General features: G+C 55.1%; 24 protein-coding genes. 20 read left to right on the top strand and 4 right to left on the bottom strand.

What is annotated here, in order from left to right:
- Positions 1-407 precede the first annotated feature (407 nt).
- From KW808_RS13965 to KW808_RS13950, 4 genes are all read left to right on the top strand, one after another.
- Positions 408-581: a PorH family porin gene (locus KW808_RS13965; RefSeq protein WP_003862919.1), complete on the top strand. Its 174-nt coding sequence runs from the start codon at positions 408-410 to the stop codon at positions 579-581.
- An 85-nt stretch (positions 582-666) separates the two neighbouring features.
- A complete protein-coding gene (locus KW808_RS13960; RefSeq protein WP_003862922.1) occupies positions 667-804 on the top strand; it encodes a PorA family porin in 138 nt (45 codons plus the stop codon).
- Positions 805-932: 128 nt separating this feature from the next.
- The gene (ppk2, locus tag KW808_RS13955; RefSeq protein WP_003862924.1) at positions 933-1832 is read left to right on the top strand and encodes a polyphosphate kinase 2; all 900 of its coding nucleotides are present in this window, start codon (positions 933-935) and stop codon (positions 1830-1832) included.
- A gap of 415 nt (positions 1833-2247) precedes the next feature.
- Positions 2248-3813, top strand: coding sequence for a succinic semialdehyde dehydrogenase (locus KW808_RS13950; RefSeq protein ID WP_003862928.1), 1566 nt, complete (start codon positions 2248-2250; stop codon positions 3811-3813).
- Between the two features lie 46 nt (positions 3814-3859).
- Here the strand turns inward: KW808_RS13950 and KW808_RS13945 are convergent, their stop codons facing one another.
- The 3 genes from KW808_RS13945 to KW808_RS13935 all read right to left on the bottom strand — a co-directional run bounded on the left by KW808_RS13945 (position 3860) and on the right by KW808_RS13935 (position 8774).
- Complete coding sequence (locus KW808_RS13945) at positions 3860-7747, bottom strand: Pls/PosA family non-ribosomal peptide synthetase (protein ID WP_462574087.1); 3888 nt, start codon at positions 7745-7747, stop codon at positions 3860-3862.
- Positions 7748-7754: 7 nt separating this feature from the next.
- The gene (locus KW808_RS13940; RefSeq protein WP_003853761.1) at positions 7755-8201 is read right to left on the bottom strand and encodes a MarR family winged helix-turn-helix transcriptional regulator; all 447 of its coding nucleotides are present in this window, start codon (positions 8199-8201) and stop codon (positions 7755-7757) included.
- 282 nt (positions 8202-8483) lie between these two features.
- A complete protein-coding gene (locus KW808_RS13935) occupies positions 8484-8774 on the bottom strand; it encodes a rhodanese-like domain-containing protein (protein WP_003862931.1) in 291 nt (96 codons plus the stop codon).
- 254 nt (positions 8775-9028) lie between these two features.
- On the opposite strand from KW808_RS13935, the gene KW808_RS13930 reads away from it, so the two are divergent.
- From KW808_RS13930 to KW808_RS13895, 8 genes are all read left to right on the top strand, one after another.
- Positions 9029-10264, top strand: coding sequence for an NAD(P)/FAD-dependent oxidoreductase (locus KW808_RS13930; RefSeq protein ID WP_003862932.1), 1236 nt, complete (start codon positions 9029-9031; stop codon positions 10262-10264).
- Positions 10265-10569: 305 nt separating this feature from the next.
- Positions 10570-10794, top strand: a complete 225-nt coding sequence (locus tag KW808_RS13925) for a PTS transporter subunit EIIB (RefSeq protein WP_003862934.1) — start codon at positions 10570-10572, stop codon at positions 10792-10794.
- Between the two features lie 242 nt (positions 10795-11036).
- Positions 11037-11288 carry a hypothetical protein gene (locus tag KW808_RS13920; RefSeq protein WP_003862939.1) on the top strand — a complete coding sequence of 84 codons (252 nt, stop codon included), beginning with the start codon at positions 11037-11039 and terminating at the stop codon, positions 11286-11288.
- Between the two features lie 66 nt (positions 11289-11354).
- Complete coding sequence (locus KW808_RS13915; protein WP_003862941.1) at positions 11355-11966, top strand: DUF4178 domain-containing protein; 612 nt, start codon at positions 11355-11357, stop codon at positions 11964-11966.
- Positions 11963-12463: a DUF2617 family protein gene (locus KW808_RS13910; RefSeq protein WP_003853776.1), complete on the top strand. Its 501-nt coding sequence runs from the start codon at positions 11963-11965 to the stop codon at positions 12461-12463. The genes KW808_RS13915 and KW808_RS13910 overlap by 4 nt, the downstream gene beginning before the upstream one ends.
- Positions 12460-12873 carry a DUF4247 domain-containing protein gene (locus tag KW808_RS13905; protein ID WP_003853779.1) on the top strand — a complete coding sequence of 138 codons (414 nt, stop codon included), beginning with the start codon at positions 12460-12462 and terminating at the stop codon, positions 12871-12873. The genes KW808_RS13910 and KW808_RS13905 overlap by 4 nt, the downstream gene beginning before the upstream one ends.
- Before the next feature lie 10 nt (positions 12874-12883).
- Complete coding sequence (locus tag KW808_RS13900; RefSeq protein WP_003862943.1) at positions 12884-13309, top strand: DUF350 domain-containing protein; 426 nt, start codon at positions 12884-12886, stop codon at positions 13307-13309.
- Positions 13297-14838 (top strand): polyamine aminopropyltransferase, encoded by a 1542-nt coding sequence (locus KW808_RS13895; protein WP_003862946.1) that lies wholly within the window; start codon positions 13297-13299, stop codon positions 14836-14838. The genes KW808_RS13900 and KW808_RS13895 overlap by 13 nt, the downstream gene beginning before the upstream one ends.
- Positions 14839-15337: 499 nt before the next feature.
- On the opposite strand, the gene KW808_RS13890 is transcribed toward KW808_RS13895, so the two are convergent.
- Entirely contained in the window at positions 15338-15814 is a 477-nt protein-coding gene (locus KW808_RS13890; protein ID WP_003862949.1) for an inorganic diphosphatase, read from the bottom strand.
- 200 nt (positions 15815-16014) lie between these two features.
- On the opposite strand from KW808_RS13890, the gene dacB reads away from it, so the two are divergent.
- The 8 genes from dacB to folK all read left to right on the top strand — a co-directional run bounded on the left by dacB (position 16015) and on the right by folK (position 23876).
- On the top strand, positions 16015-17298 hold the full coding sequence (gene dacB / locus KW808_RS13885; protein ID WP_003862951.1) for a D-alanyl-D-alanine carboxypeptidase/D-alanyl-D-alanine endopeptidase: 1284 nt from the start codon (positions 16015-16017) through the stop codon (positions 17296-17298).
- A 1-nt stretch (position 17299) separates the two neighbouring features.
- Positions 17300-18244: a tRNA lysidine(34) synthetase TilS gene (tilS, locus tag KW808_RS13880; protein ID WP_003862953.1), complete on the top strand. Its 945-nt coding sequence runs from the start codon at positions 17300-17302 to the stop codon at positions 18242-18244.
- Between the two features lie 51 nt (positions 18245-18295).
- Positions 18296-18880, top strand: a complete 585-nt coding sequence (gene hpt, locus KW808_RS13875; RefSeq protein ID WP_006285928.1) for a hypoxanthine phosphoribosyltransferase — start codon at positions 18296-18298, stop codon at positions 18878-18880.
- A gap of 132 nt (positions 18881-19012) precedes the next feature.
- Positions 19013-21574, top strand: a complete 2562-nt coding sequence (ftsH, locus tag KW808_RS13870) for an ATP-dependent zinc metalloprotease FtsH (RefSeq protein WP_003862955.1) — start codon at positions 19013-19015, stop codon at positions 21572-21574.
- Positions 21552-22157, top strand: coding sequence for a GTP cyclohydrolase I FolE (gene folE / locus KW808_RS13865; RefSeq protein ID WP_011015316.1), 606 nt, complete (start codon positions 21552-21554; stop codon positions 22155-22157). The genes ftsH and folE overlap by 23 nt, the downstream gene beginning before the upstream one ends.
- A complete protein-coding gene (gene folP / locus KW808_RS13860; protein ID WP_003853803.1) occupies positions 22158-23012 on the top strand; it encodes a dihydropteroate synthase in 855 nt (284 codons plus the stop codon).
- Positions 23005-23397 carry a dihydroneopterin aldolase gene (gene folB, locus KW808_RS13855; protein ID WP_003853806.1) on the top strand — a complete coding sequence of 131 codons (393 nt, stop codon included), beginning with the start codon at positions 23005-23007 and terminating at the stop codon, positions 23395-23397. Before folP ends, folB begins: the two co-directional genes overlap by 8 nt.
- Positions 23397-23876, top strand: coding sequence for a 2-amino-4-hydroxy-6-hydroxymethyldihydropteridine diphosphokinase (gene folK, locus KW808_RS13850; protein ID WP_003853808.1), 480 nt, complete (start codon positions 23397-23399; stop codon positions 23874-23876). The genes folB and folK overlap by 1 nt, the downstream gene beginning before the upstream one ends.
- Positions 23877-23891 lie beyond the last annotated feature (15 nt).

The following is a 23891-nucleotide window of genomic DNA, read 5'->3' as shown; positions in this document are numbered from 1 at the left end:
TCAAATCTTGTTAAAAACGACTAATTGCACACCATTTTTTCGACCACCCCACTTAGTCAATGGTGTAAATTACCCCCACATTAGGGTGTATATGACAATCGCTTTTTTAAAGTTTCGCTTTAATCGAGCCGTTGTTAAGTAGTGTTACACCTTCATGGGGTTTAGCTGGAAAGTTTTCTCCCTGTTCACTTAAATATCTAACATTTCTGCAGGTCAAGATATATTTACGGGAAAATCGTCAAATAATTCTTTGCTGAGTTTGGTTGAAAAGCACGCTGGGAAACTTTCCTGATTCGCCTTGACGTGTTGTCAAAATGTGATTGAATAATTGAGTGACGTCCTGAGGGCGTCAGCAAACTGGCAACCATCACCAGCTTTCTTTGCTGGTCCTCTCAAGGAGATTTCTCATGGATCTTTCCCTTCTCAAGGAAACCCTCGGCAACTACGAGACCTTCGGTGGCAACATCGGAACCGCTCTGCAGGACATCCCAACCCTGCTGACTTCCATCCTTAACTTCTTCAAAAACTTCGAAGTTCTCGCTGACACCACCGGCGATAACCTGGATAGCTTCTCTTCCTAAGAGAAATCCGATTTGGCTGATTGGTTAAAAATCCACGGCCACTCACCTTTCCCCCTCATCTAAACTCTTAATAGGAGAATTTAAAATGGAAAACGTTTTCGAGTTCCTCGGCGACCTGTCCGTCCTTTCCAGCACCGGACTCATCGGCTCCGTCTTCAGCTTCCTCGGCGACTCCGCTGACTGGGCTGGCGCAGTTGCTGACCTCATCGGTCTGCTTGGCTAATTAACTTCGCCCACGGGCAAAGTTTTCAAAAACTCTGATCCATATGGATCAGAGTTTTTTCGTATCTGCCACCAGAAAGACGCCCCTTTGGCACGCCGAATTAGTCAATGGTGAGTAAACTTCCCATCATGGCTGAAACCAACGAAAATGATCTTCCAGTTATCGACCTTGCCCAAATCGAAGGCTACGTTGTCGATGACTCGGATGAAGATGATCCGGTACTTCTGCGTCCAGATGGAACCCCCATTGAAACCTGGCGCGAAGACTTCCCTTATGAAGAGCGCGTCACCCGCGAAGACTATGAGAAGGTCAAGCGCTCCCTCCAGATCGAGCTGCTGAAGTGGCAGAACTGGACCAAGGAAACTGGCCAGCGCCACATCATTTTGTTCGAAGGGCGTGACGCCGCTGGTAAGGGTGGCACCATTAAGCGCTTCAACGAACACCTGAACCCTCGTGGTGCCCGTACCGTCGCTTTGGAGAAGCCATCACCACGTGAATCCACCTCATGGTACTTCCAGCGCTATATTCAGCACTTCCCAGCTGCTGGCGAGATCGTTTTCTTTGACCGCTCTTGGTATAACCGTTCCGGCGTGGAGCGCGTTATGGGTTTCTGCACCGAATCGCAGCATGCAGAGTTCCTGCGTGAGGTTCCAATGCTGGAAAACATGATCCTGGGCTCTGGTATCAGCTTGACCAAGTTCTGGTTCTCGGTGACCCGTAAAGAGCAGCGCACCCGTTTTGCTATCCGCCAGGTTGATCCTGTGCGTCAGTGGAAGCTTTCCCCAATGGACTTGGCTTCACTTGATCGCTGGGATGATTACACCCGCGCAAAGGAAGAGCAGTTCCGTTACACCGACACTGATGAGTCCCCGTGGATCACCATCAAGTCGAATGACAAGAAGCGTGCGCGTATCAACGCGATGCGTTATGTATTGTCCAAGTTTGATTACACCGACAAGGATTACGAGCTCGTTGGTGAGCCTGACCCTAAGGTTGTGCTTCGTGGGCGCGATCAGATTGGTGACTAGTCGCTAGATGGGCGTGAAAAACTCCCCAGTACCTTTCAGTAGAAGGTGCTGGGGAGTTTTTTTATTTAAGTAAGCCCAATCGGTTGTGATCTAGTTCGGTGTTCTATGCTGCTGCGATCTCCTGGCAGATCTGAGGATCGCGATAAAACTCATATTTTTTCATCATGGCAAAGGCACATTAATCCGACGACGAGCCAATGCATGGTCTTGTGGCTCCTGGTCTAAGTCCAATTCGTTTTCACTTTGGGTTAGTTGCCGCATCACGTCCACTGCCAGCTCAGGTGGAAGTCATTGAACCAGGATTCTCCAAATGGGCAGTAGACAACTTTTTGGCGGGTCTCAAATCAGCTGTGAAGGATTCTGCATAAGCTGGGAACCACACGAGCATCAGAACGCGAAACAAAGGTAAAAGCCCATGATCAAACGTCTTCCTTTAGGTCCGCTGCCTAAAGAACTTCATCAGACTCTGCTTGATTTGACCGCAAACACCCAACAAGCGGCGAAAGTAGAGGTACAAGCGCCTTTTACTGGCGAGGTCATTGGATACGTGTTCAATGGTGATGAGCAAGACGTCGAGCATGCTTTTGCACTTTCAAGGGCAGCCCAGAAGAAGTGGGTGCACACAACAACAGCGGAACGGAAGAAGATCTTCCTGAGGTTTCATGATCTGGTGTTAAAAAACCGTGAGCTGCTCATGGACATCGTGCAGTTGGAAACAGGTAAGAACCGCGCATCAGCTGCCGATGAGGTGTTGGATGTTGCGATCACGACTCGTTTCTACGCCAACAATGCGGGTAAATTCTTAAATGACAAGAAACGCCCCGGCGCGCTTCCGATCATCACGAAAAACACACAACAGTATGTGCCCAAGGGAGTGGTCGGGCAGATCACGCCGTGGAATTACCCTTTAACTTTGGGAGTATCTGATGCTGTTCCGGCGCTGCTGGCAGGAAACGCAGTGGTGGCTAAACCTGACCTCGCGACACCTTTCTCCTGCTTGATCATGGTGCACCTGCTCATTGAAGCCGGTCTGCCGCGTGATTTGATGCAGGTTGTCACCGGTCCCGGTGATGTTGTCGGCGGTGCGATTGCAGCTCAGTGTGATTTCCTCATGTTCACTGGATCCACGGCCACGGGCCGGATCTTGGGTCGGACAATGGGCGAGCGTTTGGTGGGTTTCTCTGCGGAATTAGGCGGAAAGAACCCTCTTATTGTGGCCAAGGATGCAGATCTGGTCAAAGTGGAAGCTGAGCTTTCGCAGGCGTGTTTTTCCAACTCGGGGCAATTGTGTGTCTCCATTGAACGTATTTATGTCGAGGAAGACGTGTACGAGGAGGTGGTTGCACGGTTTAGCAAGGCGGTGAAAGCCATGTCCATTGGTGCCGGATTTGAGTGGAAATATGAGATGGGTTCGTTGATCAATCAGGCGCAGCTGGATCGGGTGAGCATCTTTGTTGATCAGGCTAAAGCTGCGGGCGCCACGGTGCTGTGCGGTGGCAAGTCACGCCCTGATATTGGTCCCTTCTTCTATGAGCCCACGGTGTTGGCGGATGTCCCAGAGGGCACCCCACTGCTCACGGAGGAAGTCTTCGGGCCGGTGGTGTTCATCGAAAAGGTAGCCACACTGGAAGAAGCCGTCGATAAGGCAAATGGCACGCCCTACGGCCTGAATGCGTCCGTCTTTGCGTCGTCGGAAACCGGCAATCTTGTTGCAGGCCAGCTGGAAGCTGGCGGTATCGGTATTAATGATGGCTACGCCGCGACGTGGGCGAGCGTGTCCACGCCTCTGGGTGGCATGAAGCAGTCGGGGCTGGGGCACCGCCATGGTGCGGAGGGAATTACAAAATATGCGGAGATCCGAAACATCGCGGAGCAGCGCTGGATGTCTATGCGTGGGCCGGCCAAAATGCCGCGAAAGGTGTACTCAGACACCGTGGCCACAGCGCTAAAGCTGGGCAAAATCTTTAAAGTTTTGCCGTAGCAAAAAGCCGGACCCTTGCTTTAAGGATCCGGCTGATTGTTGTTATTTAAGAGTTGCTCCACGGCTCAATTGGGTTGCCTTGCCAGCGGGTATGCGCTGGTACCTTGTCGCCGCGCATCACCAGCGAGCCTGGGCCGATGGTGGCGGAGGCGTCGATAAGCGAAGCAGGAAGGGCAACGGAGTGGTCCGCTAGGGTGGCGCCGTCAGCGACGGTCACCGTATCTAGGCTCATCACGCGGTCCTGGAAGAGGTGGGTCTGCACGACCACGCCAGGGCCCACGGTTGCGCCCTTGCCGATGTAGCAGAGGTCGGTTTCCGGCAGCCAGTAGGATTCGATCCATGCGCCACGGCCGATGTGTGCGCCAAGCGCGCTCATGCCGGCGTTCAGCGCGCCGGTGCCCAGGTTGGGCACGAGGAACCATGGGCCAGCCACGGATTCCACGAACGCATCTTGCAGCTCATTCAGCCACACAAAGCGGCTGAAGAGAGGGTGCTCAGACGGCTTATGCTTGCCGACGCAAACCCATTTCATCACAACCGTAATACCCATGGCGAGCACACCAACCGTCATGAGGATCAGTCCGCCAAGCAACCAGGCGATCCACATGTTGAACTCAGTGAGCAGGTACTGCATGAGCAGCAGTGACAGCGCAGCCAACACACCAGAGGTTATTGGAGCAAGCAGACGTGCGGTTTCCACCGCGCCACGTGCAAACTTCACACCAAAGCCAGGGCTGTAGGTCTTTGCTTCGCCCTCATCAACTTCGACAGTGACACGACGCATGCGCTCTGGAGGGGAACCCCACCAGTTAGAGTTGGCCTTAGCCTTCTTCGGGGTGGAGGAGAGCACTGCAACCAGGGAGTTCTTAGCGAGCTTGCGCTCAGGTCCTGCGATGCCAGAGTTACCAATGAAGGAACGCTTACCCACGCGGGTTTCACCACTGAGCAGCCAACCATTACCCAGCTCATAGCCACCGATGAGAGTGTCATCGGCCAGGAATGCGCCTTCGCGGATATCAGCCAGTTTAGGAACCATCACCGCGGTGGAGATCTCAACATCCTTGCCGATCTTCGCGCCCAAGCTGCGGAACCACAGTGGGGTCAGTTGAGATGCGTAGAGCGGGAAGAGATAGGTGCGGGCATCGTCCATGAGGCGTTGAACTGCCCAGACCTGCCAACCAAGACGGGACCTCACTGGTGCGGTGCCGCCCTTGATGCCGATCTGGATCAAACGGACAAGCACCCAGATGGTCACGGTGTAAGCAAAGAACGCAGCCAACGCGCCGACGGTAGCAAAAACCAGCACACCCCAGATCAGTGGAAGCGGGCTAATCGTGGCCAGCCACAAGGTGATAGCAGCGCCAATAGCGAGAGCCTGAAGTGGCAGCAGCGACAACACGATGGAGGTCGCGCCGAACACCGGAACCCACCGGGACCTGCGTGGAGGATGGGAGGTTGGGAAGCGGTGCTTTGCACGACCCACCTTTTGTGCAGGGGAGCCAGCCCAACGAGAACCAGGCTTGATGGTCTTATCACCAGTCACTGTTGAACCAGGCAGCAGGTGAGCGCCGGTGCCCACCACGGTGCCGGGAAGCAGGGTGGAACGAGCGCCGATACGAGCGTTGTCATGGACCTCAATGGTGCCTACGCGCAGGATATCGCCGTCGAGCCAGTAGCCACGAAGGTCAACTTCTTGCTCGATGGAAACATTGTTGCCCAAGGTCAAAAGGCCAGTGATTGGTGGCAGGGAGTGAAGATCCACGCCCTTGCCCATCTTCACACCCAGGGAACGCGCGAAGTAGTTCACCCAGGTTGCGCCAGAAATATTGCGAGAGCCAGAGGCATCAGCAAGGCGCTCGGCGGACCAAATGCGCAGGTGAGTGGAACCGCCACGAGGGTAGGAGCCAGGAGTTATGCCATGGGTGATGATGCGGGCGCCCCAACCGCCGATCGGCAAGCGACCAATCGGGGTAGCGAACACCAAAATCATGCCGATGACAAGCCACCAGGAGACATGAACAGCCCAATCGAAATCAAGCGCTGCCATGATGTTGTTGCCCAACAGCAACCATGCAATCCACTGTGCTGCTTGCAGCGTCATGATCGGAATCTGGATGAGGGTCTGCATCACACGAGTGCCAAAAGAAACAGGCTTGACGACGCGCTCCTCCACCTGGTTTGGCGCCTCCAAAGAAATGCCAGTGTCGGCGGCGATAGCCTCGACACGCTCGGCGAATTTCTCCAAACGAGGGTGATCGTAAAGATCACGCACCGCAGCGGTGGGAACCTTTGCACGTACCCGGCCAACCAAAGTCGCAGCCGCGAGAGAGGTACCGCCAAGGGAGAAGAAGTCGGCGTCTTTGCTGCTCACAGAAGTGCCGAGGATATCGACCCATTCCTGAGCAATCCAGGCTTCCGTTGCGCTGAGGTCATTAGCTTCCACCACGGTGCCAGGAAGAGGCCACGGCAAAGACTTCTTATCAACCTTGCCGGAGGTGGTGACAGGCAGATCATCCATCACGTGAATGCGCGGAACCAAAGCAGCAGGCATGGTTTCGGTGAGTCGGGCAGTCGCGACGTTGTGATCAAATCCAGCTGCAGCATCTTCCAAAGAAACGTATGCAACCAGAACTTTTTGATCCGCACCAGTGGTCTGAACAACCACTGCGGAGGAACGAACGTTGGAAAGCGCTGCCGCATTGGCATCAACTTCACCGAGCTCAATGCGTCGACCGCCGATTTTCACCTGATCATCAACGCGGCCCACAAAGTAGAGGCCATCTTCTTCCAGACGAACGTGGTCACCGGAACGATAAGCGCGGGTCCAACCAACAGACTTCAGTGGCGCATACTTCTCGCGGTCTTTTTCTGGATCAAGGTAGCGTGCAAGACCCACACCACCGATGACCAATTCGCCGACCTCGCCGATTCCGACAGGTTCGCCGGCATCGTCGACAACAACAAGATCCCAACCAGCAAGTGGCAAACCAATGCCCACTGGCTGACCAGCATAGAGTTGAGTACCGCAGGCAACCACCGTTGCTTCGGTGGGGCCGTAGGTGTTCCACACCTCGCGGTCAGGCGTCGATAAGCGTTCAACGAGCTCCTGCGAGCAAGCCTCGCCGCCGACGATGAGCAAGCGGACCTGGGACAATGCTTCTGCTGGCCACAGACCAGCCAGAGTTGGGACGGTGGAGACGACACTGATGTCGCGGCGAATCAGCCATGGGCCCAAGTCCATACCGGAACGGACTAGGGAGCGTGGTGCTGGCACCAAGCAGGCGCCGTGGCCCCAAGCCAACCACATTTCCTCACAAGATGCGTCAAAGGCTACAGACAATCCTGCAAGGACCCGGTCTTCTGGGCCAAGGGGTCCGGAAGGGTGATCGACAAGGAACATTTGTGCTTCGGCATCCACGAAAGCCGCAGCTGAACGGTGTGACACAGCCACACCCTTAGGCTTGCCGGTGGAACCGGAAGTAAAGATAATCCACGCCGTATCATCCAAGCGTGGTCTACGGGTATCGCCTCCCGCGGTCGGGCGAAGCATGTGGAAGCCGGTGGCGTCGAAAAGCGCATTAATATTTGCTTCACCAAACACCATCTCGGCGCGCTCTTCGGGGTCATCTGCATCAACTGGCACGTAAGCAGCACCAGCAGCGAGAGTGGCCAAAATAGCGATGTAAAGGTCACGCGTACCAGACGGCATGCGAATACCGATGCGATCGCCACGGCGAATGCCCTGTGCATGAATGGAATCAGCCAATGCGGTGACTTCTTCCATCAATTCTGCGTAGGTCAATACCTGGCCATCGTCAATAGCTGCTGCCTCAGGATAAGTAGAGGCGACGGATTCTAAAACGTCCCACAAAGTACGCTTCGGGGGCGCCTGGGCGGATCTCAGGAACTGTGCTGGAACACTGCTCAATGCCACGTTATATTTAGTCCTCTTCGGTGGAGATAATTGCTGCGGCCAATTTACGAAGGTGCTTCAACTGCTTGGACGTAGACTCATCCAACGCAGCATCCTCTGCCTCAAGCACAACTTTGTGCAGATCCGCCTGGGCATTTTTTCCCTTCTTCGTTGACGCAACAATTTGGCGACGACGGTCTTTGGGATCACGTTCCCTTTTCGCCCAGCCGCGTACTTCAAGTGCGTCAACGAGTCTGACCATATCCGATGCATCGATGGCCAGCAGCTCACACAGAACTGACTGGCTTGCAGCGTCGGAATGAACCAGACATGTAAGCGTCCAGAATTCCCTCATCGTGGTCTCATGCTTGGCCAATTCGGCCTCAACATGGTCACGAGTGCGTCGTCGAAGTCGTTCAAGTTGATAGCTCGGAGATTCGAGCAACTCTGTGGGAATATCTGGATGTGTAGCCATGGGTATAAGCCTAACTCCAACAATGGGACTTCGCGAAACATGGGGATTTCCCACTATTTTGATTCTTGCCCTATTTCTACAAAATTCCAGGTGAGGGTGTGATTTTTTAAATGGTCTGATCTAGAACTATGTTTGCGGTGAAATGAAAATCTCGACGTCTACTTGAGAGTGGGGGTATGTGGGGTGGGGGCTTTCTGGGGCTTTGTAGTGGGCATGTAGCAGGCATGAAAAATCCCGGTATCTGACGTGAATTCAGATGCCGGGATCTTTTGCGGCGTGCTCTTATGCCTCGGTTGGCAGTCCTGCAGCAACCCAGCCGTCGGTGCCACCGTTTACGTTGATGGCTTCAATTCCGCGCTGCTCAAGGTATTCAGCAACCTGAGCGGAGCGTCCACCCAGCTTGCAAATGACATAAATGTCGCGGTCCAGATCGATCTCATCGATGCGGCCAACGAACTCGCTCATAGGGATGTTGACGGCACCCTGTGCGCGAACCTCTGCGTATTCATCGGTCTCGCGGACATCGATCAGCTGTGCGCCTGCTGGGACTTCGTTGACTGCTACTTCCTTCATGTGCGAAGAACTCCTTTGTTGAATAAATTCTTGAAATAGTTTGTCCCCACAGGCTAGTCGTCGCTTCTTGTGATTGCGAGGAGTCCGGCGATTTCGTTAGAGTTTGGTCTTGTGTGCTGCCTCACACCCCCAATTGGGGCCGGGTATTTAGCGCGCTCGCCGAGGGTTTCGGCCTTTTAACTAGCATGGCGTATAGATCCATGCGGTCGACCTTGCGCCTGACCGTCCACTTTTTTAGGGACTAGGAGTACAGCATGAGCACACCACAAAGCATCGTCATTATCGGCGGCGGTTTAGCCGGAGCGAAAACCGCAGAGGCACTACGTGTAAACGGGCATGAAGGCTCCATCACGCTCATCGCAGCAGAAAATCATCTGCCATATGAACGCCCACCGCTGTCAAAGGAGTACATGGCGGGAAAAGTAGGCTTTGACAAGGCGATTGTTCACCCGGCGGAGTGGTACAAAGAAAACAATGTCACGCTGCGTCAAGGTGTGCGTGCAACGGCAATTGATGCGGGTTCACGCCAAGTCACCGTTGATGATGGCGGAAACACTGAGACCATTAACTACGACAAACTAGTTCTTGCTACTGGCTCAGCAGTGCGCAAACTTCCAATTCCGGGAGCCGACGCCTCTAATGTGCACTACCTGCGCACCGTGGAAGACTCTGACGCGATCAAGGCAACCTTCGGTGAAGGTAAAAAGCTGGTCCTCATCGGTGGTGGCTGGATCGGACTCGAAGTCGCATCAGCGGCACGAGGAGCTGGCACTGACGTCACTGTTTTGGAAGGTGGAAAGCTCCCACTTTTGAAAGTCCTTGGTGAAACGGTCGCGCAAGTCTTTGCCGATCTGCATGTGGCAAACGGCGTTGACCTGCGCACCGAAGTGAAAATTACGGACATCGTCACCGAAGATGGACGTGCAGTTGGCGTGCGACTTGATGACGGCGAAGTGGTTCCCGCAGACGCAGTAGTCATTGGCATCGGTGTCACCCCAGTGATTGACCTGGCAGAATCTGCTGGCCTAGAAATCGACAATGGTGTTTTGGTGGACGCAGCACTGCGTACCAGCGACCCAGATATCTACGCAGTTGGAGACATCGCGAACCACGATCACCCAGTTCTAGGACACCGCATCCGCGTGGAGCACTGGGCCACCGCGTTGAATCAACCTGCGGCTGCGGTGAAATCCCTACTTGGCAAAGACGCCGAGTTCACCAACCTTCCGTACTTCTTTACAGATCAATTCGATCTGGGTTGTGAATACGTCGGCCACGCCACCGGTTCGCAGGAGAAGGTATTCATCCGTGGAAACCTTGAAACACGAGAATTTGTCGCCTTCTGGGTTGATGCTGAAAACCGAATTCTCGCCGCAATGAACGTGAATGTGTGGGATGTTCCTGATCAAATCAAGCCTCTCATCGCATCAGGAAAGAGCGTTGACACCGAGAATCTAGTGGATCCAGAAGTTCCGTATTCAGAGCTCTAAGCAGTGTGTTTGATGGCCACGCTGCCCTTTTGCAAAGAGGGGAGGCGTGGCCTTTTCTTGTCTGGGGCGGAGTGGGTTGGAAAACACTCTTGCATTTTTTGAAAGAATTGATCTAGAGCAAATTTCAGTTACATAAGCAATAGTCCATCAGGGTTGTTCTTCCAGGCACTGGAAGCAAAACCTGGTCATCAAATGCTGAATCTGCCTCCTTTTTTGAGGATGCATTTTCGCCAACGGTGGCCAGGTTTTTTGCATTTCAGAAACAGATGGAAAGCAGTCCTTAAAGGTTTTTAGGGAGGTCCATCATGGCCACAAAAGTGGATTATCAAGCCCTTTCGGGTGAGATAATGTCGCGCATCGGTGGGGAAGAAAATGTTTTTTCAGTTGTTCACTGCGCAACGCGTTTAAGGTTTGTACTCAAAGATCGCGCCAAAGCGAACGGTGACGATATCAAGAAGCTGCCAGGTGTTATCACCGTTGTGGAATCCGGTGGTCAGTTCCAAGTTGTGATTGGAAACGACGTTCCTTAGGTTCACGCAGCACTACCGGCATCGATCACTGCGGATTCAGAGGGCGCTGCGCAAGGTGGAGGTTCTGGAAACTGTCTCGGCAAAGCAGTGGATATCGTGTCTTCCATCTTTGCTCCGATTCTGGGACCCATGGCTGGTGTTGGTATCCTCAAAGGCCTTCTAGCTGTTGCAGCTGCAGCGCACTCGGTGGATACGACATCCACGACCTATCAAATTCTTTATGCTGCAGGCGATGCCTTTTCATGTTCTTGGCAGTCATTTTGGCGATTACTGCGGCTCGTAAATTCGGTGCCAATGTCTTTACATCAGTCGCACTAGCTGGTGCATTGCTGCACACACAGCTTCAGGCAGTAACCGTGTTGGTTGACGGTGAACTCCAGTCGATGACTCTGGTGGCTTTCCAAAAGGCTGGTAATGACGTTACCTTCCTAGGCATTCCAGTGGTGCTGCAGTTGGCGTTGCATGTAGCGAGTTTGATGAAGTTGTCGCGATAAGAGGAGGGGCGTGTCGGTCTGTAGGATTGGCTCGTACCGAACTTAGAAAACTCATGGGAGTTTCGCATGAATATCACGTGGCTTATCCTGGCCGGTGTTTTAGCCATCATCGCTGTCGTGTTCTTTTATCTTTCAGCACAGAAGAAAAAGAGCGAACCGCAGCCTCCTCGTCAGCGTCAAGATCCTCTGAAATTTGCCGACGGATCCGACACTTTTAATGCCCGCATTTTGGGTCCTGGAGCAATTATTTCCCGCGGCGGTGTGGATTATGTCTGCCGCGGAGCCATCCAGTTCCGTCAAGGCCAATACATTTGGCACGAGTATCTACTCGACGGCGGCAAAGGCAGTGAGTACCTGAGCGTGGAATACGATGAGGGCCAACTCAACCTCGGATGGTGGATTACCCGCCCTGACCTGGCACAACAGCCCGCACATGATGTCACGGTGGAGGGCGTTCGCTACCGTAAAACCGAATCCGGCGTGGGCACCTTCACCTCCGAAGGCACCACCGGCGTGGCTGATCAGGGTGAATTTGAATACTGGGATCTCGCCGAAGTTGGCGGAAACAGGTTGCTCAGTTTTGAACGCTACGGCAAAGACAGTCCATTTGAAGTATCGCTCGGGTGGACGGTGCTGCCCGGCGAACTCACCGTTTACCCAGCACCAGAGGCCTCATGATTCATCACATCGATTGCATGCCTACAGATGTCTCCGCCGAAGCGCTCGGCGTGAGCTGGAATGGGGAATCGCCGGAGGTGCTCGTCGATAAGCTTATCGACGCATCCCCACACCCCAGCACCTGCCATTTAGCGGTGATTGGCGGCTCGCATGTGGTTACCGTTGAAACGCCCGATGGGCGTTTCCGGGAAGAAATTTCCTGCCATGCACAAGAAGCGGAAGATTCCCGCTGGCCACTGCCGGATAGCATCACGCGGGAAAACTACCTGCTGCAAACCAACGTCGCCGTGCTGTCTGAGGAAGATTTTGCCCGCGCAGCCGAAGAAATCTCCAACGGCGACGACGACTGGTTGATCGCCAGTTTCCCCGGCGCCGGCGAACACCACCTCACCGCGCTGACCGCAGAATTTCTGGAAGACGTATGGGAATGGTTTAGCCACCACCTCTACCCAGAAGAGCTCACCATCGTGAGCACGAGGAGCATTTACAAACCATGAGCTCCCGAAACTACCGAAGCATAGGATTCATCCTGCTGTTTTTAGCAGTGTTGTGCCTGTTCGCTGCGGTTTTTGCCAAGCCTGCGGTGGGAAGCCAAGTCTCCGACCGCTGGCCCGGAAACAACGGCACCTACTCATGCGCTGGCGAAAGTGGGGTTGTGGATGAAATCGTGAACATGTCCACCCCAACCGACCGCGCCACCGACCCCGCAACTGGCGATACTTACCTGCGATACAGTAAAAACCTGATCATCATCTCAGGTGAAGGCACGCCGGAATGCACCATCACCGTCGAAGGCCTTGACCGCGTCAACAGTGGTGCGTTCATCTGGCTCGGTGGCGGTTTCGGCCCATCCTCACCAAGCAGTTCCAGCGGCGGATCCTCCGGTTCCGGCGGTGGCGTGAAATAGAAAGAACACTATGACTCAATATCTTGTCGACGGAGTGATCGGCACCCTTTCATATTTCGTGTTGGCCGCAGTGATCCTCGTGGTCGGTTTTGTGATTTTGGACTTGATCACCCCAGGTAAACTGCATGAACTCGTGTTTGTGCACCATCTGCCCAACGCCGCTGTGATCACCGTGGCGCAGCAGGTTTCCATCGGAATCATCGTGGTCACTGCTGTGCTGACCTCCTCAGATATTCTGAGTGAAGGTTTGCTGGAGACTGCAGTGTTCGGTGCCCTTGGTCTGGTTATCCAAGTGGTGGTCATGGCGGTGTTGGAAGCTGTCATTCCGGGACGTTTCCGTGATCTCGTGGAAGATCCCAAACTCCGTTCCGGTGCCGTCGTGGCCGCCGTCATCTTGATCGTGGTGGGAGCCGTAAACGCTGCATGTCTGATTTAGGACCCATCTGGCGCTGGCTGTTATTAGTTTCCGTCTCCATTTGTGCGGCATCGGGGCTGGTCTATGAGCTAGCCCTGGTGTCCCTTTCCACCAGCTTGAACGGTGGCGGAATTGTAGAAACCTCCCTCATCGTCGCAGGTTATGTAGCTGCCCTTGGACTTGGTGCACTGCTGGTCAAGCCGTTTCTCAACTGGCCTGCACAAACCTTCCTCGGTGTGGAAACCTTGCTGGGACTCATCGGTGGTTGCTCCGCGCTGGTGCTATATTTCACCTTTGCGACCATCGGCCAGTCCTTGTGGATTCTGGTGATTGCCACCGCTGCAATTGGCATCCTGGTCGGCGCTGAACTTCCACTGCTGATGACCATGATCCAGCAAGGCCGCCTCGCCGACGCCAAAACCACAGGATCTCTGGTTGCCACCTTGAATGCTGCTGATTACCTTGGCGCACTTTTAGGTGGCCTGGCCTGGCCTTTTGTGTTGCTGCCGTGGCTTGGCATGATGCGCGGTGCCGCAGCAGCCGGAATGATCAACCTCGTTGCAGCACTATTCGTGGGATGTGTGCTGCTGCGACATTTGCTTCCGCGCACCCACTTCTTCGTATCCGTGGTGGCGCTTCTTCTCGCGATCGCAGCGCTTGCCACCGTGTTGGTGAAATCCGACGGGATCGTTGCCACCGCCCGCGCACAGCTCTACCGCGACCCCGTGATCTATTCACACCAATCTGACTACCAAGACATCGTAGTGACAGAACGAGGCAAAGACCGACGCCTCTACCTCAATGGCGGTTTGCAGTATTCCACTCGTGACCAGCATAGATATACAGAATCACTGGTGTATCCAAGCCTTAATCCAGAGGCAGAATCGGTGTTAATCATCGGCGGTGGCGATGGCCTCGCAGCACGGGAACTCCTCCGATTCCCATCAATGCAGATCACCCAAGTTGAATTAGACCCAGAAGTCATCGAAGTAGCCAACACAGTGCTGCGCTCTGACAATGGGGGAGCGATGGAAGATCCCCGCGTCTCCATCATCGTTGACGACGCTTTCACCTGGCTGCGCTCCGGCGGAAATAATGGCGAAACTTACGATTCCATCATCATCGATCTTCCCGACCCAAACAACGACACCATGGCCAGGCTGTATTCAGAAGAGTTCTACACCTTGGCCCGAGCACGACTGAACGAACAAGGCCGCATGGTGGTGCAATCCTCCAGCGCCTACACCACTCCAGATGTGTTCTGGCGAGTTGGAGCAACCTTGAAATCGGCGGGCTGTGAACAAGTCATCCCATATCACGTGCATGTTCCCACATTTGGCGACTGGGGCTTCCAACTGTGTGGCCCTGCCGACATGGAATTAGAGCTTCGGGAAGACACCCCGCCACTGACTTTCCTTAATGATGAAGTTCTGGTGGCTGCTGGGGTGTTTGGGTTGGATAATCAGCCTCGTGAATTGGAACCTTCCACGCTGGATCATCCCCGCGTGGTGGAGGATCTGCGCAAGGGATATCGCGAATCAGGCGACTAGCTGCAACGATGCGCTGTGTGACGATTTAAGCGGTCGATTTTTTCGAATGAGTATTTGTATCGGGATGGGTGTGAAAGTCCCTTAAATCGCATTCTGTGATGGTGTGATTTTTGGGGTTTGAGCTGGAATTCTGGCTGACTTTTGGAAAACCAGACAGGCGTGCCCACGAAGGTCCAAAATGAGTTTCGTGGGCATCTGTGACTGGTTTCGAGGTCTTGAAACCAAACCACGATGCCCAAGAATCATGAAAATGGATTTGGTGGGCACCGTGGTTTGGTCGTGGCACTCGAATGCTGAATCAGGCGGGGCTCGGGCGAGACCAGTGGGACAAAGAATCTGAAAATCCGACATCTTTGTCACATGTGCCAGGTTTTGCGGAGTCGGAGGGCCGCAGACACCCCTCCCAGCCCAAGCAAGCATGCAAAAAGCTGCGCACCCCACCAGAAAAGACCAGGAAACCGGAATCGGCGGGGTGCGCAGCTCTTAAATTACAAAAGACCTATGCCTCGTAACGCTCGAGTGCCTCAGCGTGGATCTTTTCAGCCTCAGCCTTGTCGCCCCAGCCGGAACCGTCAACGTGCTTGCCCTTTTCCAGGTCCTTGTAGTGGACGAAGAAGTGCTCGATCTCATCCTTGAGGAAATCGGACACGTCGGAGATGTCCTGGATGTGGTCGTAGCGTGGGTCGTCGAGAACGGAGAGCAGCTTGTCGTCGCCGCCGGCTTCGTCGGTCATCTTGAAGACACCGATGATGCGGGACTTAACCACAACTGCTGGGAAAACGGACTCGGGGAGGATGACCAGTGCATCCAATGGGTCGCCGTCTTCGCCGAGGGTGTGGTCGATGTAGCCGTAGTCCAGTGGGTATGCCATTGGAGTGAACAGGTAGCGGTCGAGGTAGACCTTTCCGGTCTCGTGGTCGATTTCGTACTTGTTGCGTGATCCCTTAGGGATTTCGACGGTTACTTCGATGCTCATAGGTATTTCTCCCGGGTTGAAATTAGTTACTGCCCTTGAATTCTAGCGTGTTCAAAAATAAACGAGACCCGGGGCAAGGAAATCCTCGAAAATTTTGGAACCGCGCGTATGGTTCGTGCGTGAGACGACGGTCGATATAAGGTTGGAGTCCTGATATCGCAAGAAGAATCGCAAGAGAATTTGCAGGAGAAGGAGCGCCCATGAAAAATGCGTGGTGGGTTGGCTCATCGGTTGGTGTGCTGATTGCAGTGGGGGCTGTCATCGGTGGTGGCGTGTGGGTGAATCATTCTGGTTTTGGTTTGGATCACCCGGAGCCCATGTCGGTGGAGATGCCTGAGCAGCTGTTTTCTTCTGCGATTGATCCGGATGCGACGGAAGCCCCAGATTTTGCCACTTTGGAGAAGGATTTGACCTCGCAGGCTGCGGATTCTCGGTTGGGCACTTTTGTCGGTGTTGCCAGGGATGTGGAATCTGGTGAGGTGGTGTGGGAGCAGAATCAGGGGACTGCGGTGAGGCCGGCGTCGGCGACGAAGATTCTGACGGCGGCGGTGGCTTTGTATGAGCTTGGCCGTGAGGACACCATTAAGACGGAGGTTGTTGAGGGGGAGCAGCCGGGAACGGTGGTGATTAAGGCGGGTGGTGATGTCACGTTGAGTGAGGAGATGCTCGATGATTTGGCCACCCAGCTTGATGGTCAAGATATTGGCACTGTGTTGATCGATACGTCTATTTGGCCTGATGAGGGCTTTGCTAGTACGTGGGATCCAGTGGATGTTGATGCTGGTTATATCGCTGATGTGGAGCCCGCGATGATTGAGGCTGCCCGCATTGGTGGGTCGGAGGGGGATCTGCCGAGGTCGCATACCCCTGCGTTAGATGTTGCGCAGGCATTAGCGGATCGTGTCGGCGCGGACACCGTAGATGAGGGCAGCGCTCCGGACACAACCGTGCTGGCATCCGTGGAGTCTGACACTTTGGATCAGCGTCTGGCTCGGATGATGAAGGATTCTGACAATGTGATGGCAGAGGGTATCGCTAAGGAGGTGGCTGCGTCGAAGGATGTGGCGACCGATTCGGCGAGTACCTCGAAGATGACGTTGGAGATTCTCAAGGACAAGGGGTTCGATTTGAGTGGCGTGTCCATTGTGGATAATTCGGGTTTGAGCTTTGACAACCTCATTACGCCTCGTCTGCTTGATGATATTTTGACCCGCGCCGCCACGGAACCTGAGTTGAGTTCACTGCTGACATCGCTGCCGATCGCGCACGGAACGGGCACTTTGGAGGATCGCTACGTCGGACTCTCGGGCGCGGGTTGGGTGCGGGCGAAAACTGGCACTCTGACGGATACATCGGCATTGGCAGGGGTGGTGACCTCGGAGTCGGGGCGTGTGTTTACCTTTGCTTTTGTGTCTAATGGTTCCGCGATTGTGCCGGCGCGTGAGGCTTTGGATGAGATGGCGTCGATTCTGAGGGACTTTTAAGGTGGCATCCCTCATCGGGAATCTTGAGCTGCCTAGGGTAAGCCCTAATTTCTTGGAATTACGCAAGGCGGTGCGCCCTTACCTGAAAGAGCATGTGCACATTGGGTTGTCGGGCGGGCCGGATTCATTGGCGCTGGTGGCTGCTGTGCTCGCGGAGAAATCCCAGGTAACGGCGATTTGTATCGATCATAATCTGCAGACCGGTTCTGCTGAAGTCACGCACAACGCTGCTGCGATGGCGCGCCACATGGGCGCACAGGCGATCATGAAGAGCATCGAGGTCGCGCCGGGGGAGGGGATGGAGGCCGCCGCCAGGGAGGCTCGGTACGCGGCTTTTGCGCAGCTCACCGATGAGATTTGGGTGGCGCACACCATGGATGATCAAGCCGAGACCTATCTCCTTGGCGGTTTGCGGGGGAATCCCGCGGGCATGAAAGATGCTTCTCGACGCCCCGAGCTATCCATTATTCGACCCCTTCTGGGGGCTCGGCGTGCGCACACGCACGGGGCGTGCGTGGAGTTGGGGTTGAAACCGTGGCACGATCCGCAAAATTTTGACGATGCCTTTCGGCGGGTAGCCATCCGAAACCAGGTGATTCCTCTTCTTGCGCAGGTGCACGGGGGAGACCCTGTACCTGGTTTGGCACTTGCGGCGCGACGCGCTGTGGAGGATGCCGAAGTGGTGGAGGGCGACGTCGAGAAGCGGCGTTTGGAGTGGCAGGACGGTTTTCCTGTGGCGTTGGCCGGGGAACCTACGGGCCTTAGGCGACGCATGTTGGCGGATTTTTTGCGTGGGGAAGGCATCGCTGTGAGCTCGAGGAAACTCGACGCCATTGACCGATTGCTCACCGATTGGCGCGGACAGGGTGGCGTAGCCGTGGGTAAAAGCGATAATGGAAGGTTGGAAGTGGTGCGGCAAAGTGGCAAGCTTAAGATCACTGATTGACACCTGAATTTACAACACAAGGGGAACGCGACGATGAGCAACAACGTAGAAATGGCCGACCACAAAGATCTCAATGTTCCAGCCAACCCATACGGCACCGACATTGAATCAGTATTGATCAGCGAAGAGAAGCTCAAGCAGCGCATCGCCGAAATGGCCAAGCGCGTCTCCGAAGAGTTCAAAGACGCCGAAGAAGACCTCATCCTGGTGTGCGTGCTCAAGGGTGCGTTCTACTTCCTGGCAGATTTCTCCCGCATGCTCGACATCCCCACCCAGTCCGAGTTCATGGCGGTGTCCTCTTACGGAAACTCCACCTCCTCTTCAGGCGTGGTGCGCATTCTCAAGGACCTGGACAAGGAAATTGAAGGCCGCGACGTTTTGATCGTGGAAGACATTATCGATTCCGGACTGACCTTGTCCTGGCTGATGCGCAACCTGAAAAACCGCAACCCTAAGTCCCTCAACGTGATCACCTTGCTGCGTAAGCCAGAGCGCCTGACCACCAACATCGACATGTTCGACATTGGATTTGATATTCCAAACGAGTTTGTTGTGGGCTACGGACTTGATTTCGCAGAACGCTACCGCGACCTGCCATATGTGGGCACCCTCGAGCCTCACGTGTACTCCGACTAGTAATCAAAAGTGCGAAAGAGGGAACGTTTTGGCCCTCAACTTCGTTTGATTAGTTGTCTAGTAGATCCCTTTTATTCGATTCCGAGAAAGGCACGGGCAAAACGGCCTTAGTTGAGCCGGTTGCCACTGCGTATGAAAAACAAGAAATACCTGCAGTTCGGCGGTATCGCAGCCGTAATCCTCATCGTTCTGTTCTTGGTGTCCCTGTTTAGCAGTGACACCAGGAACTTCCAGGAGGTCGATACCTCTGTTGCGATGGCACAGCTTGACGCCGGAAACGTCGCCGAAGCTCAAATCGATGACAGGGAACAGCGCGTCCGACTGACCTTGCGTGAACCCATCACGGTGGATGAACGCGAAGACGTTGAAGAGATTCTCGCGCAGTACCCAGCTCGTACCGCGCCAGCGATCTTTGAGAAGGTGGAAGCATCCAACACTGATTCCTATACCACCAATGTGACGCAGGAAAGCTTCCTGATGTCCATGCTGAGCTTCATCCTGCCGATGGTGATCATCTTCGGTTTGCTGATGTTCTTCCTCACCCGCATGCAGGGTGGTGGCATGTTCGGCATCGGTGGATCCAAGGCCAAGCAGCTGACCAAGGATATGCCCACCAACACCTTCGCGGATGTTGCTGGCGCTGAAGAAGCAGTGGATGAACTCCATGAGATCAAGGACTTCCTGGAAGACCCCACCCGCTACGAAGCCCTGGGAGCGAAAATCCCCCGTGGTGTGCTGCTTTACGGCCCTCCCGGCACTGGTAAAACCCTGCTGGCTCGTGCCGTGGCTGGTGAAGCTGGCGTGCCATTCTACTCCATTTCCGGTTCTGACTTTGTGGAAATGTTCGTCGGTGTTGGTGCCTCGCGTGTGCGTGATCTGTTTAAGCAGGCCAAGGAAAACAGCCCTTGCATCATCTTCGTCGATGAGATCGATGCGGTTGGTCGCGCCCGTGGCTCAGGAATGGGTGGCGGACACGATGAGCGTGAACAGACCCTGAACCAGTTGCTCGTTGAGATGGACGGCTTTGGTGATCGTCAAGGCGTCATTCTGATGGCTGCTACCAACCGCCCAGATGTTCTTGACCCAGCGCTGCTGCGTCCTGGCCGTTTCGACCGCCAGATCCCAGTCACTAACCCTGACCTGCGTGGCCGTGAACAGATCCTGGAAGTTCACGCCAAGGGTAAGCCTTTCGCACCCGATGCAGATATCAAGGCTCTGGCAAAGCGCACCGCCGGCATGTCCGGCGCTGACCTGGCAAACGTGCTTAACGAAGCCGCACTGCTAACCGCCCGCGTGGGTGGCAACGTGATCACCGCCGACGCATTGGAAGAAGCAACCGACCGCGTTGTCGGTGGACCACGTCGCTCCGGCAAGGTGATCTCCGAGAAGGAAAAGAAGGTCACCGCCTACCACGAAGGTGGACACACCCTGTCCGCATGGGCGTTGGAAGACATCGAGCGCGTCTACAAGGTCACCATCTTGGCCCGCGGTCGCACCGGCGGTCACGCCATGACTGCCCAAGAAGATGACAAGGGCATGTACAACCGCAACGAACTGTTCGCCCGCCTGGTCTTTGCCATGGGTGGACGCTCCGCGGAAGAACTCGTCTTCGGTGAACCTACCACCGGCGCCTCCGCCGATATTGAAATGGCCACCAAGATCGCCCGATCCATGGTGACCGAATATGGCATGTCTCCAGCTGTCGGCATGGTGAAATACGGCCAAGAACAAGGCGACCCATTCTCCGGACGCGGTGGCGGCGGAAGCTTGGACCACTCCCAAGAAGTCGCAGCGACCATCGACACCGAAGTCCAGTTCCTCCTGGACAAAGCCCATGAAGTGTCCTACTCCATCCTGGCTGAATACCGCGACCACCTGGACCGCCTCGCAGAAAAGCTCCTGGAAAAGGAAACCCTGCGACGCCCAGACCTCGAAGCGCTTTTCGACGACATCGTCCCACGCAAGGTCGCCGAAGTCTTCCCCGACGAGTCCACACGATTCCCTCGCCAAGAAAATCGCGAACCAGTAAAAACCCCAGTGGAGCTCGCACTGGAACGTGGCGAAGAACCACCAAAGAAGTTCTCCATTCTTGAGGCCTCCCGCGCAACCCGCGAACGCCGTCGCAAGGAATTGGAAGCTCAGGGTAAGTTGCCGGTGCAGCCGGCTCCTTCTGTGGGTGTGGCACCTGCGGCCGGAGCAGCTGCCGGATCCTACGGCACCCCTCCTCCAGCTGATTGGAGCGTGCCCGGTTCTGCTGGAAAGCACCGCTCACAGGCAGAAGAGCAGCCAGCTGAGCAGGGCTTCCCGGCTCAGACCCCGGCACAAGCTCCTGAGCAGTCCCCTGATTCAAGTGGCGGCCGCCCCAACCCTTACGCGACTCCAACCGCATCCGGTGAGCACCCTGGTATGAAGGCCTATGGCTTCGGCGATTCCGAACTCATGGACCAATCAACAGGTGCGGAACATACCCCAGGTAACGTTTCACAGGAAGCCCCAACCGAAATGATCGGGTTCCGTTTGCCGGATCATGAACGTTCGGACTACCCAGAAAAGGCTCAAAAAGAGTCGGTGCTGGATGCTTCTGAAACCACAGAAATGCCTGTCGTTCCAGATCAGCCCATCGATGGTGATTCCGGGAAGTCCGCTGAGGGCACACAGGAGAATCCGGAAAATGAAGGAGACAACCGTGGATAACCACGCTGCAGTTCGCGAGTTCGATGAGGAGCGCGCAACAGCTGCGATTCGTGAGTTGCTCATCGCTGTGGGTGAGGATCCAGATCGCGAAGGCCTGTTGGAAACCCCAGCTCGAGTGGCTAGGGCGTACAAGGAAACTTTCGCGGGTCTGCATGAGGATCCCACCACTGTGCTGGAGAAGACGTTCTCTGAGGGCCATGAAGAGTTGGTTCTGGTTCGTGAGATCCCGATTTACTCCATGTGTGAGCACCACTTGGTGCCATTCTTTGGTGTGGCGCACATTGGTTACATTCCGGGTAAGTCCGGCAAGGTGACTGGCCTGTCCAAGCTGGCGCGTTTAGCGGATATGTTTGCTAAGCGACCTCAGGTTCAGGAGCGCTTGACCTCCCAAATTGCGGATGCTCTCGTCGAAAAGCTTGATGCCCAGGCCGTGGCCGTGGTGATTGAAGCTGAGCACCTGTGCATGGCTATGCGCGGAATCCGTAAGCCTGGTGCTGTGACCACGACGTCTGCGGTGCGTGGCGGCTTTAAGAACAACGCTGCCTCCCGTGCTGAGGTGTTCTCCCTGATTCGGGGGCACTAAATGAACGTATCCTCTTTGACCATCCCGGGACGCTGTTTGGTCATGGGAATTGTCAATGTCACTGAGGATTCCTTTTCGGACGGTGGCAAGTACATTGACGTTGATCAGGCGATCGCGCATGCCAAGGAATTGGTGGCTGCTGGCGCCGACATGATTGATGTCGGCGGCGAGTCCACCCGGCCTGGGGCAGTGCGCGTCGACGCGTCCGTGGAACGGGACCGGGTTGTGCCGGTCATTAAGGCGCTTCACGACGCCGGCATCCACACTTCCGTAGACACCATGCGGGCCTCCGTGGCGCAGGCTGCCGCGGGCGCTGGCGTCTCCATGATCAACGACGTCTCTGGCGGTTTGGCTGATCCTGAGATGTTTTCTGTCATGGCGGAAGCGCAAATTCCCGTGTGTTTGATGCACTGGCGCACCCTCCAATTCGGTGATGCCGCAGGTCAGGCAGATCACGGTGGAGACGTTGTAGCCGATGTGCACGCAGTGCTTGATGATCTTGTCGCCCGCGCCACCGCTGCTGGTGTGGCCGAAAACCAGATCGTGCTTGATCCAGGTTTGGGTTTTGCCAAATCACGTGAAGACAACTGGCGTTTGCTGCAAGCACTGCCCGAGTTTATTTCTGGACCTTTCCCCATCCTGGTGGGAGCATCCCGGAAGCGATTCCTGGCTGGCGTGCGCAAAGACCGTGGCCTAGATGTCACCCCCATTGATGCCGACCCAGCAACCGCAGCGGTGACCGCAGTGTCTGCACATATGGGAGCATGGGGTGTGCGCGTGCACGATGTCCCAGTATCAAGGGACGCTGTTGATGTTGCCGCATTGTGGCGAAGTGGAGGAACTCACCATGGCTGATCGTATTGAACTTAAAGGCCTTGAATGCTTCGGACACCACGGTGTGTTCGACTTTGAAAAAGAGCAAGGCCAGCCCTTCATTGTGGATGTCACCTGCTGGATGGATTTCGATGCCGCAGGTGCCAGCGATGACCTTTCCGACACCGTAGATTACGGCGCGTTGGCATTGTTGGTTGCTGAAATCGTGGAAGGCCCATCCAGGGATTTGATCGAGACGGTGGCCACGGAATCTGCGGATGCTGTGATGGCTAAATTTGATGCGCTTCATGCGGTGGAAGTAACCATCCATAAGCCCAAAGCACCGATCCCACGTACTTTTGCTGACGTCGCGGTGGTTGCCCGACGTTCCAGGAAATCCATGGCTGCTGGAAGGAGCAACGCCTAATGCATGCAGTTTTGTCCATCGGTTCCAACATGGATGATCGCTACGCGCTGCTCAACACAGTGATCGAGGAATTCAAAGATGAGATCGTGGCGCAGTCTGCGATCTACTCAACCCCACCGTGGGGCATTGAGGATCAGGATGAATTCCTCAACGCAGTGCTCGTTGTTGAGGTTGAAGACACCCCCATCGAGTTGCTGCGCCGTGGCCAAAAACTCGAAGAAGCCGCCGAGCGAGTCCGCGTCCGCAAATGGGGGCCACGCACCCTCGATGTGGATATCGTACAGATCATTAAAGATGGGGAAGAGATTCTCTCGGAGGATCCCGAACTGACCTTGCCACACCCATGGGCATGGCAGCGTGCCTTCGTGTTGATCCCTTGGCTGGAAGCAGAACCTGACGCCGTTCTGCACGGCACGACCATTGCAGAACATGTGGATAATCTTGATCCCACAGACATTGAAGGTGTCACCAAGATTTAAGGAGTCGTGGCTTTC

It is taken from the genome of [Brevibacterium] flavum (assembly GCF_019317305.1).
GTDB lineage: Bacteria > Actinomycetota > Actinomycetes > Mycobacteriales > Mycobacteriaceae > Corynebacterium > Corynebacterium glutamicum.
Note: the sequence above shows the minus strand (reverse complement) of the source record. Positions and strands in the feature narration are given on the sequence as shown.

Bases quoted from the DNA above. Each gene is read 5' to 3' on its own strand.
- KW808_RS13965 (WP_003862919.1), top strand. From the start codon at position 408: ATGGATCTTTCCCTTCTCAAGGAAACCCTCGGCAACTACGAGACCTTC.
- KW808_RS13960 (WP_003862922.1), top strand. From the start codon at position 667: ATGGAAAACGTTTTCGAGTTCCTCGGCGACCTGTCCGTCCTTTCCAGC.
- ppk2 (WP_003862924.1), top strand. From the start codon at position 933: ATGGCTGAAACCAACGAAAATGATCTTCCAGTTATCGACCTTGCCCAA.
- KW808_RS13950 (WP_003862928.1), top strand. From the start codon at position 2,248: ATGATCAAACGTCTTCCTTTAGGTCCGCTGCCTAAAGAACTTCATCAG.
- KW808_RS13940 (WP_003853761.1), bottom strand. From the start codon at position 8,201: ATGGCTACACATCCAGATATTCCCACAGAGTTGCTCGAATCTCCGAGC.
- KW808_RS13935 (WP_003862931.1), bottom strand. From the start codon at position 8,774: ATGAAGGAAGTAGCAGTCAACGAAGTCCCAGCAGGCGCACAGCTGATC.
- KW808_RS13930 (WP_003862932.1), top strand. From the start codon at position 9,029: ATGAGCACACCACAAAGCATCGTCATTATCGGCGGCGGTTTAGCCGGA.
- KW808_RS13925 (WP_003862934.1), top strand. From the start codon at position 10,570: ATGGCCACAAAAGTGGATTATCAAGCCCTTTCGGGTGAGATAATGTCG.
- KW808_RS13920 (WP_003862939.1), top strand. From the start codon at position 11,037: ATGTTCTTGGCAGTCATTTTGGCGATTACTGCGGCTCGTAAATTCGGT.
- KW808_RS13915 (WP_003862941.1), top strand. From the start codon at position 11,355: ATGAATATCACGTGGCTTATCCTGGCCGGTGTTTTAGCCATCATCGCT.
- KW808_RS13910 (WP_003853776.1), top strand. From the start codon at position 11,963: ATGATTCATCACATCGATTGCATGCCTACAGATGTCTCCGCCGAAGCG.
- KW808_RS13905 (WP_003853779.1), top strand. From the start codon at position 12,460: ATGAGCTCCCGAAACTACCGAAGCATAGGATTCATCCTGCTGTTTTTA.
- KW808_RS13900 (WP_003862943.1), top strand. From the start codon at position 12,884: ATGACTCAATATCTTGTCGACGGAGTGATCGGCACCCTTTCATATTTC.
- KW808_RS13895 (WP_003862946.1), top strand. From the start codon at position 13,297: ATGTCTGATTTAGGACCCATCTGGCGCTGGCTGTTATTAGTTTCCGTC.
- KW808_RS13890 (WP_003862949.1), bottom strand. From the start codon at position 15,814: ATGAGCATCGAAGTAACCGTCGAAATCCCTAAGGGATCACGCAACAAG.
- dacB (WP_003862951.1), top strand. From the start codon at position 16,015: ATGAAAAATGCGTGGTGGGTTGGCTCATCGGTTGGTGTGCTGATTGCA.
- hpt (WP_006285928.1), top strand. From the start codon at position 18,296: ATGGCCGACCACAAAGATCTCAATGTTCCAGCCAACCCATACGGCACC.
- ftsH (WP_003862955.1), top strand. From the start codon at position 19,013: ATGAAAAACAAGAAATACCTGCAGTTCGGCGGTATCGCAGCCGTAATC.
- folE (WP_011015316.1), top strand. From the start codon at position 21,552: ATGAAGGAGACAACCGTGGATAACCACGCTGCAGTTCGCGAGTTCGAT.
- folP (WP_003853803.1), top strand. From the start codon at position 22,158: ATGAACGTATCCTCTTTGACCATCCCGGGACGCTGTTTGGTCATGGGA.
- folB (WP_003853806.1), top strand. From the start codon at position 23,005: ATGGCTGATCGTATTGAACTTAAAGGCCTTGAATGCTTCGGACACCAC.
- folK (WP_003853808.1), top strand. From the start codon at position 23,397: ATGCATGCAGTTTTGTCCATCGGTTCCAACATGGATGATCGCTACGCG.